Origin of the sequence: Nocardiopsis quinghaiensis, assembly GCF_008638365.1 — a bacterium.
GTDB classification, from domain to species: domain Bacteria; phylum Actinomycetota; class Actinomycetes; order Streptosporangiales; family Streptosporangiaceae; genus Nocardiopsis; species Nocardiopsis quinghaiensis.
Genome location: NZ_VWVU01000021.1, coordinates 101,773 through 117,537, shown reverse-complemented (window position 1 = coordinate 117,537; position 15,765 = coordinate 101,773). Strand labels below are relative to the sequence as shown.

Below are 15,765 nucleotides of genomic sequence, written 5' to 3'. Positions count from 1 at the left end.
TTTCCGTGGAAGGCGCTGTTGCGTTTCCGCTTTGTTGTGTCTTCACTTTATCAGGTGTTCCGCACCCCGCCAAACCGGCGGTTTGTGGTGTTCCTGATCGGGGTAAAGCCCGTCCGCTTCCGCATTTTCTGTGGAAGCGCCTCCCGAAGCCTACCGGCTCAGAGCACTGCTCGAACCAACACGGTTTCGGAGAGGAAGGTCTGTGATCGCGGTCCGGTTCCGAGCGACCCCGAAGGATCCTCGCCGTCCCGCAGCGACTCTTTCGAGTATAGGGAGGACAGGGGCAGGCGTCAAACCAGAGCCCGGATCAGGTGTCGAAGTGTCGAACCCGAGATCCGGAACCCCGTCGCCCCGTCTGGGCGGCTTGTGAAGGCCCCTGATGACGTACGCGGTCCTCACACCAGGTCCGCGTGTCGGCTGTTTGTGTCAGATAACAGGCGTCCTTCCCGGAAGATTCCCTCCCGAAACCCTCATCCTCCAACAAACCTCCCAACTCTCGGTCGGAGCTCGGCACGGGCGCCGGCGCGGGGAACCCCGGGCACGGCCACGGGCCGACGCCTTGCGGGCGCCGACCCGTGGATCGGTGTGTCGGTCGGAGTGTCAGCCGCCGAGGACGACACCGCCGACGTTGCGCTTGCCCTTGCGCAGCACCACGAAACGCCCCTGGAGCACGTCCTCGGCGCTGAGCGTGGCCTCCACGTCGGTGACCTTGACGTTGTTCACGTAGGCCCCGCCCTCCTGGACCGCGCGGCGGGCGGCGGACTTGCTCGGCGTCAGGCCGCTCTGTGCGAACAGGTCGATCACGAGCAGCTCGTCCACGGAACCGCTGACCTCGGCCTTGGGCACCTCGGCCAGGGCCGCCGCCAACGTGCGGGCGTCCAGATCGGACAGGTCCGCCCGACCGAACAGCGCCAGGCTGGCCTCCTTGACCTTGCGGCACTCCTCCTCGCCGTGCACCAGCGTGGTGAGGTCCTCGGCCAGGGTGCGCTGGGCGGCGCGGGCCTGCGGACGCTCCTCGGTCTGTCGCTCCAGCTCCTCGATCTCGCTCCGGCCGCGGAAGCTGAAGGTCCTGAGGTAGCGCACCACGTCGCGGTCGTCGGCGTTGAACCAGAACTGGTAGAAGGCGTACGGCGAGGTCAGCTCGGGGTCGAGCCAGACGGTGCCGGACTCGGTCTTGCCGAACTTGGTGCCGTCGGCCTTGGTGAGCAGGTTCGTGGTCAGCGCGTGCGCCTGGCCGTGCGGCTCGTTGCCGTCCATCCTGCGGACCAGGTCCAGACCGGCGGTGATGTTGCCCCACTGGTCGGAGCCGCCGGTCTGCAGTGTGCAGCCGTGGCGACGGTAGAGCTGGACGTAGTCGTAGGACTGCAGCAGCACGTAGCTGAACTCGGTGTAGCTCATCCCCTCGCCGTCCAGGCGGCTCTTCACCGTCTCCCGGGCGAGCATCTGGTTGATGCTGAAGTGCTTGCCGACGTCGCGCAGCAGCTCGATCGCGTTGATCTCGCCGAGCCACTCGGCGTTGTCGGCGAGGACGGCGTCGGTCGGCTCCGGCTGCCCGCCCTCGGGGGTGAAGCGCAGGAACGCGGACAGCTGTCCGGCCAGGTTGGCGACCCAGCCCTGCACGGCCTCCTGCGAGTTGAGCTGGCGCTCGGCGTTGGGCTTGGGGTCCCCGATGAGCCCCGTGCCCCCTCCGACCAGCGCGATCGGACGGTGCCCCGCCTGCTGGAAGCGTGCCAGGGTCAGGATCTGGGTGAGGTGGCCCACGTGCAGGCTGCCCGCCGTCGGGTCGAATCCGCAATACAGGGTGATCGGACCATCGGCGAGCGCCTTGCGCAGTGCGTCAAGGTCGGTCGTCTGCGCGAGCAGGCCGCGCCACTGGAGTTCGTCGATGATGTCGGTCACTGTGTTGCTCTCTGTCGTGTAGGCGGGCCCCGGGGGGGCTCGATCTGCCTTGAAGTGTAGGCCGGATACCGCGGGCGGACATCCGGTTCTGGCCCGCCTCCACGCTATCGGCCGTCCCCGGGCCGCTGCTCACGGGCCGCTCCCCGTGGGAAACCTCGTCCGGCCCCCTTGATTCACTTGGCTAATGCCATTAGCTTTTACGCTATGGACACAAGCCACAGTCCGGGGAACTCCGCGGCGCACCATCTCCAGCGCCCCCGGGGACGAATCGCCTACGACCTCTACGGAGCGGAGAACACCGGAACACTCGTCGTCTGCGTACCCGGCATGTTCGACCACCGGGCCTCCTTCCGCTTCGTGGGCGCCGCGCTCGCCGAAGCCGGGTACCGGGTCGCCGCCATGGACCTGCGCGGCCACGGTGACAGCGGCACCGCCTTCGACGACCACACCAACCGGGCGGCGGCCACCGACGCCGTCGCGCTCGCCGAGGAGTTGGGCGGAGAGGACGTGGTGATGGTGGGCAACTCCCTGGGCGGAGCGGCCGTGACCATCGCCGCGAAGGAGCGGCCCGACCTGGTGGCGGGCATCGCCCTGCTGGCGCCCTTCCTCCGCCAGCCCGTTCCCTCCCTGTTCGTGCGGATCGCGCAGCGGCTCATGCTGGTCCGGCTGTGGGGACCCCGTGCGGTGACGGGCTACTACAACGCCCTGAACACCGGACGCACCCCCGAGGGACACCGGGAACACCTGGACCGCGTCCTGAGGATGCTGCGCCCGGCCGACAGGTACCGCTCCGTGTACGACACCATCTACGCGCCCCACGAGGAGGTCCTGGAGGCCGCGGACCTGCGGGCCGGAGCCGTGGTGATCGTGGGCGAGCAGGACTCCGACTGGAAGGACCCGCGCGCCGAGGCCGAGTGGGTGGCCTCGGTGGTCCACGGCTCCGTCGTGATGGTGCCCGAGTGCGGCCACTACCCCCAGTCCCAGCGGCCCGACGTGGTCGTACCCGCCCTGGAGGCTCTGATCGGCAGGGCCGGATCCAGTGCCTAGGGCGGGTCTGACACCGGCGCTGGTGGCCGAGGAGGCGGCACGGCTCAGCGACGAGGAGGGCTTCCGCTCCCTGTCCCTGGCCGCGGTCGCCAAACGGCTCGGGGTCGCCACCCCCAGCCTGTACAAGCATGTCGACGGACTGGCGGGGCTGCACCGGGAGGTGGCGCTGCTGGGCGCGAACGGGCTCGGTGAACGGGTCCAGCGGGCCGCCGTGGGCCGGTCCGGCCCCGACGCGCTGCGCGCGGCGGCCGGGGCCTACCGCCGTTACGCGCACGCCCACCCGGGGCGCTACACCGCCCTGCAGCAGTTGCCCAGGCTGGCCGGAGCCGAGCCGGACCTGACCACCGACCCCGTGCGGGTGTTGGCGGCGGTGTTGCGCGGGTTCGGGATCCCCCAGGACCAGATGGTGCACGCGATCCGGACACTGCGCAGCACACTGCACGGGTTCGTGGACCTGGAGACGCACGGCGGCTTCGGACTCCCCGAGGACGTGGACGAGACCTACGCGCTCCTGGTGGAGGGCCTCGTGCGCGCCCTCCACCAGTGGCCCGGCGCGACGGAACGGACGAACACGAGACGGAGTCGTGGCTGATGCTTGCCGGACACTTCGGAGTGGCGGGGATCGTCAAGGCCTGGCGTCCAGCGCTTCCCATGGGCGCGCTTCTGGTGGCGGCACAACTACCGGACCTGGTCTTCCTGCCGCTGTCCGCGCTGGGAGTCGAGGACATGGAACCGGCCGAGCCCGGTCTGAGCGGCTACGGGTCCCTCCTCATCACCGCGGAGTACTCACACGCCCTGGTCAGCAACCTGGTCCTGGCATTGCTCGTGGGCGGACTGACGCACGTGTTCCTTCGGGACCGATGGGGACGGGACGCCGGCGCGGTCCTGGGTGGGGTGGTGTTCAGCCACTGGCTCCTGGACCTGCTGGTGCACCGGTCGGACCTGGTGCTCCTGCCCGGTGGTGCGGGTGGGCTGCCGTTCCTGGGGCTGGGGCTGTGGGAGTTCCCCGCGGTGGCGGCCGTGGTCGAGGGTGCGCTGGTGCTGGCGGGTACGGTCCTGTACGCCTGGCGCACGTTCCGGGACCATCCGAACCGCACCCGGGCGCGGCTGTACAGCGCTGGGGTCGGCCTGCTCCTGGCGGGCTCCCTCCTGTTCGATCTCCTTGCGGGCTGATCCCTCCGTCCGCCCTGGCCAGGGCGGTGTTCCCTCCGGGTGCGGGCATGGGCCAAGCTGGTGGCACGACCGTCGCCGTTCCCGTGCGCGGTGCCCGAAGCGTTGTGGAGTTGCCTGATGTCCAAGAAGGCCTCGTCGAAGATCGGCGGCCTCATGTCCGCCGTGGTCGGCGTCCTCGCCGTCGCCGCGTTCGCCCTGTACCAGCTGGGAGTGATCGACCTGGACCTGGAGCCGGAGGGTACCGCCGAGTCGCAGACCGGTGGCACGGTCTCCTCCGACCTGTCGGTGGAGCAGGCCCGCCGACAACTGGAGGAGCTGCGGGTGGAGGCGGAGAACGATCCGGAGGGGTACGACCGCGCGCTGTTCCCCCACTGGGACTCCGGTGTCCAGGACGGCTGCACCACCCGCCAGGTGGTCCTGCTGCGCGACGGCGAGGACGTGGAGACCGACGAGGACTGCCAACCGGTGTCCGGCTCCTGGTACAGCCCCTACGACGGGGAGACCCTCACCGACTCACAGGACCTCGACATCGACCACATGGTGGCGTTGAAGGAGGGATGGCGTTCGGGCGCCCACGCGTGGACGACCGAGAAGCGCGGACGCTTCGCCAACGACCTGGACTCCTCACAGCTGTGGGCGGTCAGCGCCTCGCCCAACCGTTCCAAGGGCGATGACGACCCCGCGCAGTGGCTGCCGCCCCTGGAGTCCTCCCACTGCGACTACGTGGTCTCGTGGATCGAGGTCAAGCACGTGTGGGACCTGACCGTGGACCCGGCCGAGGAGACGGCGCTGCGCGAGGTGCTCTCCGGCTGCTGAGGCCGTTCAGCCGGAGTCCCCGGCCCTGATCCCACGCGCGGTGGCCAACAGCTCCTCCTGGCCGATGAGGCCGAAGGCGTCGCGGACCTCCACCGCCACGCCCTCGGCCGGTGTCCAGAAGGCCTCGGTCTCGCCGTGCAGGGCGGTGTGTCCGTCGTTGTGGAACTCGGTGAGTTCCCAGTCGGGCGCGCGCTCGTGGTACTCGGCGAGGAAGTCGCGGACGGCCGCCAGGTCGGTGATCCCGGCACCGCGCATGACCAGGACCTGTAGGACGACCCTGGCCCCTCCTCCCTCCAGGGTCCTCTCCCACACCCGGCTGGAGAAGGACACGCCGCCCCACTCGTACTCGAAGTCGGAGACCGAGGTCCGGTCGTCGATCTGGTCGGGCAGGTGCCCGATGGTGAATCCGTCCAACTCTCCCCCTCGTGGGCTGGTGGCGGCCGGGGCCGCGGTGAGTACGGGCACGAGCGCGATGGCGAGGAACGCCGCGACCCACCGGACAACGCGCATGGTCACCTCCGGCGGCGGTCACGGGACCGTCCCGGACCAGCGCCGTCTCCTATGGTGGAGCGCCGCGAAGGCCACTACCAGGGTGTCCTCCAGCCTGTGGAAAACCCGCTCCGCCACGCGCCGGACCCGTGTCGGAGCGGTCTACCCGCGAGGTCGGGTGACGAACGTGTCAGCGGGGAACTCGGCGATCGCCGGCGAGGACGTGGCCGCGGGCGGGGCCGGTACGAGGGCCTCCCCGGCGCCCCCGGTCCAATGGCGGCGCGCCGGGGCCGGGGCCGGCGGGGCCCTGCGGTCAGAGCGAGCGCAGTCCCACCAGGACGGCGTGCAGGATGTCCTGGCGGCCGAGGGAACGCGAGGGACCGCAGCGCTGGAGCGACCCGTCGGCGACCATGGCGGCGACGATGCCCCTGACCTGGCCGACCGGCAGGCGCACCTCGGCGGCGAGTTCGACCACGGTGCGGGCGCGCAGGGCGTGGCCGAGGATGGCCCCGCGCTCGGGGCGCAGCCACTCGTGGCGGCCCGGGACGCGCGCGGCGACGACCAGGCTGAGCATGTCGAGCCCTGAGGACTCGGGGCCGAGGACCGCGTGGGCGTCGGGATCGCCCGCGGTCACGGCGAAGGGACGCAGGAAGCGTTCCTGCCCGAACTCCTCGTCATGGCTCCGGGCGTCCGGCTCCGAGCGCCGGAACACCTCCTCGGGAAGGGCGCTGGCGGCCGCCCCGCGGCCGTGGACACCGTCAGTTCTCACCGTTCCCCCTCGGTGGTGCGGGATCGGACGGCCGGTACCCCGGGTCCTCGGGGCGGGCGTGCCCGTTGGCCGGGACGGTCCCCTGGGGACCGGTCTGGACGGCCGGCACCGTGAAGGGCTGCGGACCGCCGTACCCGTTGGGCGGAACGGGGGTCTGGGGACCGGTCCGCACCGGCCCCTGGGGCCCGGTCGGGAAGGGCTTCTGCGGGCCGGTCCGCGCCGGACCCCGCGGACCGCCGTGCCCCGGGCCGACCGGTGGGCGCACCGCCCCGTTGACTGGCGAGGAACCGTGCAGCGGTAGGGGGCCGGTCTGGGACACCGTCCCGTACGGGCCTCCTGTGCCGCCAGGCGAGCCGCTGCCACCCGTCGGAGCGCCCGTGACCGTCACGGGGTTCTCCGCCGGTTCCAGCAGCGAGGCGGGGATGAGCGTGGTCGCCCGGGTGCCCCCGTAGGGCGAGGGCTGCAGCCACACCCGCACGCCGTGCCGGTCGGCCAGGCGGGACACCACGAACAGACCCAGGCGGGGATCGTCCGGCAGCGCCATCACGTCGAACTCCGGAGGCTGGGTGAGGGTGCGCCTGGCCTCCGCGTACCCGTGCTCGGACATGCCCAGGCCCCGGTCCTCGACCTCCACCACCAGGCCCTCCGCGGCCGGGGTGCAGCTGACGTCCACGGGGGTGCCCGCAGGGGAGAACTGGGTGGCGTTCTCCACCAGTTCGGCGAGCAGGTGCACCACGTCGGCGACCACCTGGCCGTGCATGAGCACGCGGGGCGCGGAGATCAGGCGGACGCGCTCGAAGTCCTCGGTCTCGGCGATGGCGGCACGCAGCACGTCCACGAGGGGACGCGGCTGGCGCCAGCGGCGGACCGACTGGCCGCCGCCCAGGATGATGAGGTTGTCGGAGTAGCGGCGTGCCCGGGTGACCAGGTGGTCCAGACGGAACAGGCGGCGCAGCGCCTCGGAGTCCTGCTCGTGCTGTTCGATCTCGTCGAGCAGACGCAGCTGGCGCTGGACCAGGTTCTGGTTGCGAAAGGCGATGCCCAGGTAGGCGCGGTTGGCGCCCCGCCGGATCTCGGCCTGGCGTACCGCCGCCTCCACGGCGGTGAGCTGTGCGGCGTCGAAGGCCTCGGCGACCTGCCCGATCTCGTCGTCCCCGCACTCGTCCAGCTGCGGCAGTTCCTCCTGGACGTCGACCTTCTCGCCGCGCTGGGCTCGGTCGACGATGTCGGGCAGGTCCTCGTCGCGCTCCAGGATCTGTCCGCGCAGGCGGGCCAGGCGGTCGGTGAGGCGGCGTGAGGAACGGCCGACCACGGCGATGGCGGCGATACCGCAGACCAGGGTCAGCCCGGCCGCCGCCGCGGCGAGGGAGACCTGCAGCAGGGCGGCGCTCCAGGCCAGGTCGACGGTCCGCCCGGTCTGGGCCCGGACCAGCTCGTCCAGCGCCAGCACGGCCTTTCCCGAGGACCCGTCCCACTCGTCGGCGTCGACGTCGACGTCGGTGTTCCACCGGATGCCGGGCTCGCCGCCCTCGGGTTCGGACGGCTCGGCCGTGTCGGCCGTGTCGGCCGACTCGACCGGATCGGTCCGATCGGTCGGTTCGGGCTCTGCGAGGGGAGGCCGGGTGACCACCTGGCGGCTGAGCTCCTCGGCGCGGGTCCAGGACTGCTGGGAGGCCATCGCGTCGTAGCGTGACCGCACGCTCGGGTGCATGACCGAGTCGGCCGAGTCCAGGGTGTCGCGGTAGGAGGCGGTGAGGTAGGTGAAGTGCGCCGTTTCCTCGTAGCTCATCTCCCCGCGGGCGATGTTCCCCGCGAGCAGGGCGTCGGCGGTGGCGTAGGCGGAGCGCGCGTTCAGGAGTTCGCTGGCCAGGACGACGTCGGTGAGGTTCTCCCCGCCGTCGGTGGTGTGCACGAGCGCGGTGATGGCGCCGGCGGCGGAGTCCAGGACCTCGCCGTAGCGCACGAGGGCCTCCTCCTGTTCGACGGTGTGCTCGTCCAGGCGCAGGCGGGCCTCCGCCAGGGCCTCGGGGGTGTCCAGGAAGGCGGTCGCGCTGCGCTGGACCTCGTGGTCGCGGGTGCCCTGCAGCCGTTCGGCGAAGGCGACGGCGTCCGCCATGGCGGCGTCGGTGGCCTCGCGCTGCTCGCCGAGGGCGGGGCTCGCCTGGGTGTCGGCGCCCTCTCGTTCGAAGCGGCCCAGGTCGATCATGGAGAGTCTGCGTTCGGCGCGCAGCTCCTCGGAGACGTCCGAGAAGACCCGTGTTCCCTCGCGCGCCTGGTTGACGGCGCCCATGAGCTGGACGGCCTGGACCGTGCCGACAGCGGCGACGACGAGCCAGAGGGCGAGGAAACACAGGCTCGGGATCAGCACGATGCGGGTGAGCTGCCCGCGGATCGTGGGCGCGTTGTCGCGGGTACTGCGCATGGCCCCCTCCAGCCTGTGCGGTTGCCGGGCTCCGGGAGGGCGCCTCGGCGGCTTTCGGTCGTGCCGAGGCTATCGAAAAATTCTTGCTTTATGCTGTCAAACGATCACTATCAGTTGTCTTTTCTTTGGCCGTGTCCAGAACTCGGGATGTGTCAGCAGGGTCCCCCGGAGGTGAAACCGCAGGTCCTCCGGCGATGACGAAGGGCCGCCCGCTGCGCGGACGGCCCTCGGGACGCGTGATGCCCTACGGGGCACGGCGTGTCGTGTTCTACACCTGTCCTCAGGCCTCCGGACGGTGCCGTGAGCCCACCGGGGCGGGCAGCTCCTCGACCGTGGGAGGCTGTTCCACCCCCAGCGAGTTCAGGACCTCGGCGTAGCGCAGGGCGGCGATCTTGCCCAGCAGGCTGTCCGAACCCAGGGGGTCACCGAGCCTGGCCCCGAAACGCGCGGCGAGCGCCTCCAGCTCCTCGCGGGGCAGTTCCGGCCCCAGGGCGCTGGGCGCGATCACCGGACGCTGGCAGCCGCCCTGACGCAGCTGGTCCACCATCTGCTCGACCGCCGCCTCGTTCTCCAGGTCGGCGGGCAGCACGGTCAGGCCCAGGCGCGCGGCGAGCAGCACGGCGGTCACCCCGGCGGCCCCGACGGCGCCCTCACCGCCGACGGCCCCGACCACCACCCCGTCCGCCATGGTGGTGTCGCGGGCGACCACGCTGATCAGGCGCATGCGGTCCGCGCGCACGTACCCGGCCTCGGCCAGGCGCAGGTGCAGGACCTCGGCGAGCATCGGATGCGGGCCCAGGCCCTCGGTGACGCGCGCGTCGGCACCGGTCTGGGCGACAGCCGCCTCGATCGCGGCGGACACCCTTGTGTGCGGGGCCGTGACCAGCGGGACGACGACACCGGACAGGGGCCGGTCGTCGGAGCGCTCCAGGCCGCGGAGCGCCTCGACGAGGGGCTGCTCGTCGCCCTCGGTGTGCCCGTAGCGGATGGTGACCTCGGGACGGTAGGCGCGCACGAGGTCGGCCATGCGGGCACCGATCGACTCGCCATCGGCGCACTTAGCCGCTTCGGCCCTGCCTGGGACCGCCATAATCAGGGCGGGGGTACCGAACCAGTTGTCGAAGGACAGAGGGTTGCGGTGGCGGCCGGAACGGCGCTTGGGCAGTTCGCGTGGAGGAAGTCGATCAGAGTTTCGCATACCAGGATTCAGATGAGAGGCGGATGGGGGTGCCCGGTCGGGCCGGTGGTCACTGCCGCGACATTGTAGCGTTCGGCACCCTGTTTCATGGGCGTGTCCCTCCGAACGTATACCGGATCGAATCCGCAGGGAGTGCCCGGGTGGCGCCCCGCGGGGATCAGCCACTCATGACGGGATTCCGGCCCCGGATCACGTGGGTGACCAGCTCGACCAGGACCTCTTTGCAGGACTCGCGCTCGCGGGCGTCGGCCAGGACGACGGGTACCTCGGCGGAGACGTCCAACGCCTCGCGGACCTCCTCCTCACGGTAGACGGTGGAGCCCTCGAAGCGGTTCACCGCGACCACGAACGGTACCCCCCGCCGCTCGAAGAAGTCCACGGCGTGGAAACAGGTGTCCAGGCGTCGGGTGTCTGCCAGGACGACCGCGCCCAGCGCCCCCTCCGCCAGTTCGTCCCACATGAACCAGAAGCGGTCCTGGCCGGGGGTGCCGAACAGGTACAGGACGACGTCGTCGTTGATGGTGATCCGGCCGAAGTCCAGAGCGACGGTGGTGGTGGTCTTCTGCTCCACTCCCCCGGTGTCGTCCACCCCGTAACTGGCCTCGGTCATCACCTCCTCGGTGCTCAGGGGGGTGATCTCGCTGACGGAGGCGACCAGGGTGGTCTTGCCCGCGCCGAACCCCCCGGCGATGATGATCTTGACCGCCTGCGGGATCGCCTCCTGCGGCCTGGTCTCAGAGTCTGCGGATGCCATCGAGAACCGCCTGAAGTACTTTCTTCTCGGGAAGCTGTGTCATGGTCGCCCTGGTCCGCACGTCGCCGTCGGCGAGTAGGTCTCCCAGGAGCACCCTGACGACGGTCAGGGGGATGTCGAGCCGAGCGGAGATCTCCGCCACCGATATCGGTCTGTGGCACAACCGCATGATCGCCTCGTGCTCCGGTTCCCTGACCCGCTCCCTGAGGTCGCGCGCGGTGACCACGATGGTGACCAGGTCCAGGCGCGGGCCGGTGGACGGACGGGTACGGCCCCGGGTCATGGTGTAGGGGCGCACCAGGGGGCCCGCGGGTGCGTCACCGAACGCGACCCCCACCGACGGCCCCTCGGAGGTGGGATGCCCCCGGCCCCGGTGCCACGGCGGCGGCTGGTGGCCGGACGAACGGCCCGGTGGTCCGCCGTCCCCGGGGACGGATGCGCGTACTCCGTAACGCTCGTTGGACGTGCTCACGAACCGGTTCCTCCCGTGGTGGTGAGCTGGTCGGACCTGCGCGGCGCGGCGGTGAGGAACTGGCCCACCCGCTTGACCCTCAGGTTCATCTCGTAGGCGACCAGCCCGACGTCCGCGTCCTCGGTGGCCAGTACGGACAGACACGCTCCCGCGCCCGCGGCGGTGACGAAGAGGTAGGAGTGCTCCATCTCCACCACGGTCTGGCGGACGTCCCCGCCGCCGAAGTGCCGTCCCGTTCCCCGTGCCAGGCTCTGGAACGCCGAGGCCAGGGCCGACAGATGCTCGGCGTCCTCCGGGACCAGCCCTCGCGAGCGTCCGAGCAACAGCCCGTCGGCCGACAGCACGATCGCGTGCTCGGCACCGACGACGCGGTCGACCAGGTCGTCCAGGAGCCAGTCCAGGTTGTCCGCGGCCTTGCTCATGCCCACCATGTCAGTCGCTCTCTCCCATGTGATCGTCGGCGCTCGCGCCGACCTGGCCGTCACTGCTGTGTTCACGCCTGTCGGCGTCAACTTCGGCGTCGATGTCCTCGGCCCGACCGCGCCGGGTCCCGGCGCTGAAGGCGTTCATCATCCGCCGTGCCTGTTCGGGGGTCCTCTCGTCGGAGATCGCCGGGGCGGATTCGGTCCGCTCCACCGCGGGCTCGGTCCTGAGCTGGGGGGCGAGGCTGGCCTGGCGCCTGCGCCTGGGCAGTGCGGTGCGGCCCGGTCCCGTACCGATCCGCTCGGCGGGGGCCGAGGGGTCGGCGTCGGGGCGCGCACCGTGCTCCACGGGCACGGAAGGCGATTCGGGGGCTGGCTGGGGGACCCGGCGCAGCAGCGGGGGGCGGGTGGGGTTCTCGGTCGTGCGCCCGCCGTCGTCACCGTGCCGGGGCACCGGGCGCAGAACAGGACGGACGTGGTGGGGGGTGTTGCCCACGGCGAGCAGGTCGGCGGGCTCCTCCGCCCCCGACGGTTCCCGCGCCGTGGAGTGGGCGCCCTGCCGGACGGCGACGCGGGGCCGTTCGGGTGAGGTGGAGGAGGCGGCGACGAGGGCGTTGGGAACGAGCACCACGGCCCGGGTCCCGCCGTAGGGCGAGTGCCGCAGCTGCACCCGGATGTCGTGCTTGGCGGCGAGGTGCGCGACCACGAACAATCCCAGGTGCGAGTCCGCGCCGGGCGTCATGACGTCGAACTCGGGCGCCTCGCTGAGCGTCCTGTTGGAGTCGGTCAGGACCTGCTCGGTCATGCCCAGGCCGCGGTCCTCGATCTCCACGGCCACGCCCCTGGGCACGGACTCGGTGGCGATGGTGACCTCGGTGTGCGGCGGCGAGTAGGCGGTGGCGTTCTCGACGAGCTCGGCGAGCAGGTGGATGACGTCGGCCACGGCCGCGCCGGACAGTGACAGGTCGGGGACGGAGGTCAGCCGGACCCTGGCGTACTCCTCGGTCTCGGAGATGGCACCGCGCAGGACGTCCACGAGCGGGACCGGCCGGCGCCAGCGCCGACCGGGCTGGGCGCCGCCCAGGATGATGAGGTTCTCGGCGTGACGGCGGCCCCGGGTGGCCAGGTGGTCGAGCTGGAAGAGGTTCTCCAGCAGGTCGGGGTCCTCCTCCTCGCGTTCGACGCGGTCCAGAAGCTGGAGCTGGCGTTGCAGGAGGGACTGGTGGCGGTGGGCGATACCCAGGAAGACCCGGTTGACGCCCGCGCGGATGTCGGCCTGCTTGACGGCGGCGCCCACGGCGGTGCGCTGGGCGATGTTGAAGGCGTCGGCCACCTGGCCCACCTCGTCGTCGCCGTGGTCGAGCTGCTTCATCTCGGTGTCGAGGTCGACGTGGTCGCCCGCCTCCAGACGGCGCACGATGCGGGGCAGGTCGCTGCGCGCGGTGCCCAGGGTGTCGGCGCGCAGCTGGGCGAGCCGGTAGGTGAGGCGTCCGGCGGAGCGTGCGGCCACCCCGTAGGCGAGGGTGCCCGCGAACAGCGAGAGGATGCTGCCGCCCACGGCGAGGGTGAGCATCCAGGAGCTGGCGTCCTCGATGACGGTGACGACGGAGCCCGCGCGCTCGGTGGTCATGTCGCCCATGGCGGCGTTGACCTGGTCGGCGTACTCGCGCCAGCCGTCGGTTCCGGAGGGCGGTTCGGAGTCGCGTGTCTGTTCGGAGGTGGCGGGGTCGACGCTGACGGGCGCCTCGTGGTGGGCGAGGGTGTCGGCGATGGCGAGGGCGTCCTGCCAGGCCCTGCTCCCGGCGAGGGTGCTCACCGCGGAGGGCCCGCGGTCCTCGGCGGCACCGGGGTGAACGGTGTCGACGCGGTGACGGGCGTCGGCGGTGAGAGTGGCGATCCGCGTCTGCTGGCCGCGGTCCAGGGAGTCCCCGGCGAGGACGACGCTGATGAGCGCGTCGGCGTGGCTGAAGCTCTCCTGGGCCCACATCAGGTCGGTGGTGGCGGCGGCCTCGGCGGTGGCGGGCCCGTTGTCCAGGGAGCGTGCCGTGCTGGCGTAGAGGCGGACGCCCTGTTCGACGGCGGTGGTGTAGACGGTGACGGCGTCGTCGGCCGGGCCGGGGTCGGAGAGGCCGTCGGTACGCAGTTCGACGACGGCGTCCAGTGACGCGAAGAAGTCCTCGGCGAGGGGCGCGGTGGCCGGGTCGTCCTGGTCGCCGAGGTTGCCGCGCAGCTCGCGTACGGGCGCGAGCGCCTCGTCGGTTCGCTCGGCCGCCTCGGCCAGCGCCTCGCGCCCGGCCCCTCCGGGCGCGGCGAGGTACTCGGCGTTCAGCCGGCGCTCCTCCTGCAGCCGGCTGAGGGCCTCGGCGAGCTGGATCCCGGCCCGTCCGTCACCGACCGCGGCCCGCAGCGACACCGCCTGGGCGAGCGTGGCCGTGCTGAGCACGACGAACAGTGCCAGGAAGGTGATGCTGGGGATCAGCACGATCTTGTTGATCTGAGCCCTGATGCCGCCTCGGCCGGTTCCTCCCGTGTTCCCCATTGCGTTCCTCCCACGGACTGGTCGCGGACGCCTGTCGAGCGTGGGTGCACCGTGCACCGCGCTGGTACGCCGACGGTCCTCGGCCGAGGGGGCGTCACGGTGCGCACAGGGCACACCACGCTTGGTGCCCACAGACTCAGGACGCTATCGCACTCTCACGGCCCTCGCCGGGTTAATTCCAAAATGGGAGCGAGGAGAACGCGGGCACCGTGGACGCGGTCGCGTGAGGGGGCCGCACGAACGCGTTCGGGCGCGCATCCGGTGGGGACGCGCGCCCGAACGAGGGTGCCGGGGAGAGCCACCGCGGCCGCGGTCCGACCGTTGAGGGGCCCGGCGGGATCAGGCGACGAAGCCCTTCCGGTACTCGTCGATCCCCGAGCGCAGCCGCTCCAGCTGCTCGGCGACCCGGACCGGCGCGGTGCCGCCCTTGCCGGACCGGGAGGCCAGCGACCCCGGCACGGTGAGGACCTCGCGCACCGCCGGGGCCAGGTGCCCGGAGATGGCGGCGAGGTCGTCCTCGCCGAGGTCGGGCAGGTCGATACCGCGCTCCTCGCACACCCGCACGCAGGTGCCCGCGATCTCGTGCGCCTCCCGGAAGGGCACGCGCTCGCGCACCAGCCACTCGGCGATGTCGGTGGCCAGGGAGAAGCCCTGCGGGGCCAGATCGGCCATCCGGTCGGTGTGGAAGGTCAGGGTGGCGACCATGCCGGTCATGGCGGGCAGCAGCAGGTGCAGGGTGTCCACCGCGTCGAAGACCGGCTCCTTGTCCTCCTGCAGGTCGCGGTTGTAGGCCAGCGGAAGCCCCTTGAGGGTCGTGAGCAGTCCGGCGAGGTCGCCGACCAGGCGCCCGGCCTTTCCGCGCGCGAGTTCGGCCACGTCGGGGTTCTTCTTCTGCGGCATGATCGAGGAGCCGGTGGAGAAGGAGTCGTCGAGCGTGACGAAGGAGAACTCCTTGGTCGCCCACAGGATGACCTCCTCCGACAGCCGGGACAGGTCCACCCCGATCATGGCGGTGACGAAGGAGAACTCGGCGACCACGTCGCGGGCGGCGGTGCCGTCGATGGAGTTGTCCACCGAGTCGGAGAAGCCCAGCTCGGCGGCCACCGCCTGGGGATCCAGCCCCAGGGAGGACCCGGCCAGGGCGCCGGAGCCGTAGGCGGAGACCGCGGCGCGGCGGTCCCAGTCGCGCAGCCGCTCGACGTCGCGCACCAGCGGCCAGGCGTGTGCCATGAGCTGGTGGGCGAGCAGCACGGGCTGGGCGTGCTGCAGGTGGGTGCGCCCGGGCATGGCGGCGCCGGGGTGGGCAGCCGCCTGGTCCGCCAGGGCCTGCACCAGGTCCAGGAGCTGGTCGGCGATCTCGCGGGCCTCCTCGCGCAGGTACATGCGGACGAGGGTGGCGATCTGGTCGTTGCGCGAGCGCCCGGCGCGCAGCCGACCGCCCAGCTCGGAGCCGACCCGCTCGATGAAGCCGCGCTCCAGCGCGGTGTGCACGTCCTCGTCCTCCAGGACGGGGGTGAACGCCCCGGACACCACGTCGGCCTCCAACCGGTCCAGGCCCACGAGCATGCGCTCCAGCTCGTCGGCCGTGAGCAGCCCGGCGCGGTGCAGCGCGCGGGCGTGGGCGCGCGAACCGGCGATGTCGTGGCGGGCCAGACGCCAGTCGAAGTGGGTGCTCAGCGACAGCCGCGCCAGGGCCTGGTCGGGGCCGCCCTCGAAGCGGCCTCCCCACAGGCGCAGCGCCTCGGGCTGGTCGGCCATGGAAGTC

14 protein-coding genes are annotated in these 15,765 nt (G+C 71.7%); 4 read left to right on the top strand and 10 right to left on the bottom strand.

Annotated features, from left to right (window positions below; translation table 11 throughout):
* Nucleotides 1–600 precede the first annotated feature (600 nt).
* Nucleotides 601–1,899 carry a tyrosine--tRNA ligase gene (gene tyrS, locus FYX01_RS20385; protein WP_150243793.1) on the bottom strand — a complete coding sequence of 433 codons (1,299 nt, stop codon included), beginning with the start codon at nt 1,897–1,899 and terminating at the stop codon, nt 601–603.
* A 204-nt stretch (nt 1,900–2,103) separates the two neighbouring features.
* Between tyrS and FYX01_RS20380 the strand changes: the two genes are divergently transcribed.
* The 4 genes from FYX01_RS20380 (at nt 2,104) to FYX01_RS20365 (ending at nt 4,935) form a co-directional block, all read left to right on the top strand.
* Nucleotides 2,104–2,946, top strand: coding sequence for an alpha/beta fold hydrolase (locus FYX01_RS20380; protein WP_150243791.1), 843 nt, complete (start codon nt 2,104–2,106; stop codon nt 2,944–2,946).
* Nucleotides 2,939–3,538 carry a TetR/AcrR family transcriptional regulator gene (locus FYX01_RS20375; RefSeq protein WP_150243789.1) on the top strand — a complete coding sequence of 200 codons (600 nt, stop codon included), beginning with the start codon at nt 2,939–2,941 and terminating at the stop codon, nt 3,536–3,538. The genes FYX01_RS20380 and FYX01_RS20375 overlap by 8 nt, the downstream gene beginning before the upstream one ends.
* Entirely contained in the window at nt 3,538–4,119 is a 582-nt protein-coding gene (locus FYX01_RS20370; protein WP_150243787.1) for a permease, read from the top strand. The genes FYX01_RS20375 and FYX01_RS20370 overlap by 1 nt, the downstream gene beginning before the upstream one ends.
* A gap of 117 nt (nt 4,120–4,236) precedes the next feature.
* On the top strand, nt 4,237–4,935 hold the full coding sequence (locus tag FYX01_RS20365; RefSeq protein ID WP_150243785.1) for an HNH endonuclease family protein: 699 nt from the start codon (nt 4,237–4,239) through the stop codon (nt 4,933–4,935).
* A 6-nt stretch (nt 4,936–4,941) separates the two neighbouring features.
* Here the strand turns inward: FYX01_RS20365 and FYX01_RS20360 are convergent, their stop codons facing one another.
* The 9 genes from FYX01_RS20360 to argH all read right to left on the bottom strand — a co-directional run bounded on the left by FYX01_RS20360 (nt 4,942) and on the right by argH (nt 15,758).
* Nucleotides 4,942–5,349 (bottom strand): hypothetical protein, encoded by a 408-nt coding sequence (locus tag FYX01_RS20360; protein WP_150243812.1) that lies wholly within the window; start codon nt 5,347–5,349, stop codon nt 4,942–4,944.
* 388 nt (nt 5,350–5,737) lie between these two features.
* Complete coding sequence (locus FYX01_RS20355) at nt 5,738–6,193, bottom strand: DUF742 domain-containing protein (RefSeq protein WP_150243783.1); 456 nt, start codon at nt 6,191–6,193, stop codon at nt 5,738–5,740.
* Complete coding sequence (locus FYX01_RS20350; RefSeq protein ID WP_150243781.1) at nt 6,183–8,615, bottom strand: sensor histidine kinase; 2,433 nt, start codon at nt 8,613–8,615, stop codon at nt 6,183–6,185. Before FYX01_RS20350 ends, FYX01_RS20355 begins: the two co-directional genes overlap by 11 nt.
* A gap of 280 nt (nt 8,616–8,895) precedes the next feature.
* Complete coding sequence (locus FYX01_RS20345; RefSeq protein WP_150243779.1) at nt 8,896–9,813, bottom strand: sirohydrochlorin chelatase; 918 nt, start codon at nt 9,811–9,813, stop codon at nt 8,896–8,898.
* 157 nt (nt 9,814–9,970) lie between these two features.
* On the bottom strand, nt 9,971–10,567 hold the full coding sequence (locus FYX01_RS20340; protein WP_150243777.1) for a GTP-binding protein: 597 nt from the start codon (nt 10,565–10,567) through the stop codon (nt 9,971–9,973).
* On the bottom strand, nt 10,548–11,039 hold the full coding sequence (locus tag FYX01_RS20335) for a DUF742 domain-containing protein (protein WP_190394407.1): 492 nt from the start codon (nt 11,037–11,039) through the stop codon (nt 10,548–10,550). The genes FYX01_RS20340 and FYX01_RS20335 overlap by 20 nt, the downstream gene beginning before the upstream one ends.
* Nucleotides 11,036–11,470, bottom strand: a complete 435-nt coding sequence (locus tag FYX01_RS20330) for a roadblock/LC7 domain-containing protein (protein WP_150243775.1) — start codon at nt 11,468–11,470, stop codon at nt 11,036–11,038. Before FYX01_RS20330 ends, FYX01_RS20335 begins: the two co-directional genes overlap by 4 nt.
* A 1-nt stretch (nt 11,471) precedes the next feature.
* Nucleotides 11,472–14,000 (bottom strand): sensor histidine kinase, encoded by a 2,529-nt coding sequence (locus tag FYX01_RS20325; protein WP_150243773.1) that lies wholly within the window; start codon nt 13,998–14,000, stop codon nt 11,472–11,474.
* 339 nt (nt 14,001–14,339) lie between these two features.
* Nucleotides 14,340–15,758, bottom strand: a complete 1,419-nt coding sequence (gene argH, locus FYX01_RS20320; RefSeq protein ID WP_150243771.1) for an argininosuccinate lyase — start codon at nt 15,756–15,758, stop codon at nt 14,340–14,342.
* Between the last annotated feature and the right edge of the window lie 7 nt (nt 15,759–15,765).

Coding starts and splice junctions, on each gene's coding strand:
- FYX01_RS20380 (WP_150243791.1), top strand. CDS start 2,104: ATGGACACAAGCCACAGTCCGGGGAACTCCGCGGCGCACCATCTCCAG.
- FYX01_RS20370 (WP_150243787.1), top strand. CDS start 3,538: ATGCTTGCCGGACACTTCGGAGTGGCGGGGATCGTCAAGGCCTGGCGT.
- FYX01_RS20365 (WP_150243785.1), top strand. CDS start 4,237: ATGTCCAAGAAGGCCTCGTCGAAGATCGGCGGCCTCATGTCCGCCGTG.
- FYX01_RS20350 (WP_150243781.1), bottom strand. CDS start 8,615: ATGCGCAGTACCCGCGACAACGCGCCCACGATCCGCGGGCAGCTCACC.
- FYX01_RS20345 (WP_150243779.1), bottom strand. CDS start 9,813: ATGCGAAACTCTGATCGACTTCCTCCACGCGAACTGCCCAAGCGCCGT.
- FYX01_RS20340 (WP_150243777.1), bottom strand. CDS start 10,567: ATGGCATCCGCAGACTCTGAGACCAGGCCGCAGGAGGCGATCCCGCAG.
- FYX01_RS20330 (WP_150243775.1), bottom strand. CDS start 11,470: ATGGTGGGCATGAGCAAGGCCGCGGACAACCTGGACTGGCTCCTGGAC.
- FYX01_RS20325 (WP_150243773.1), bottom strand. CDS start 14,000: ATGGGGAACACGGGAGGAACCGGCCGAGGCGGCATCAGGGCTCAGATC.
- argH (WP_150243771.1), bottom strand. CDS start 15,758: ATGGCCGACCAGCCCGAGGCGCTGCGCCTGTGGGGAGGCCGCTTCGAG.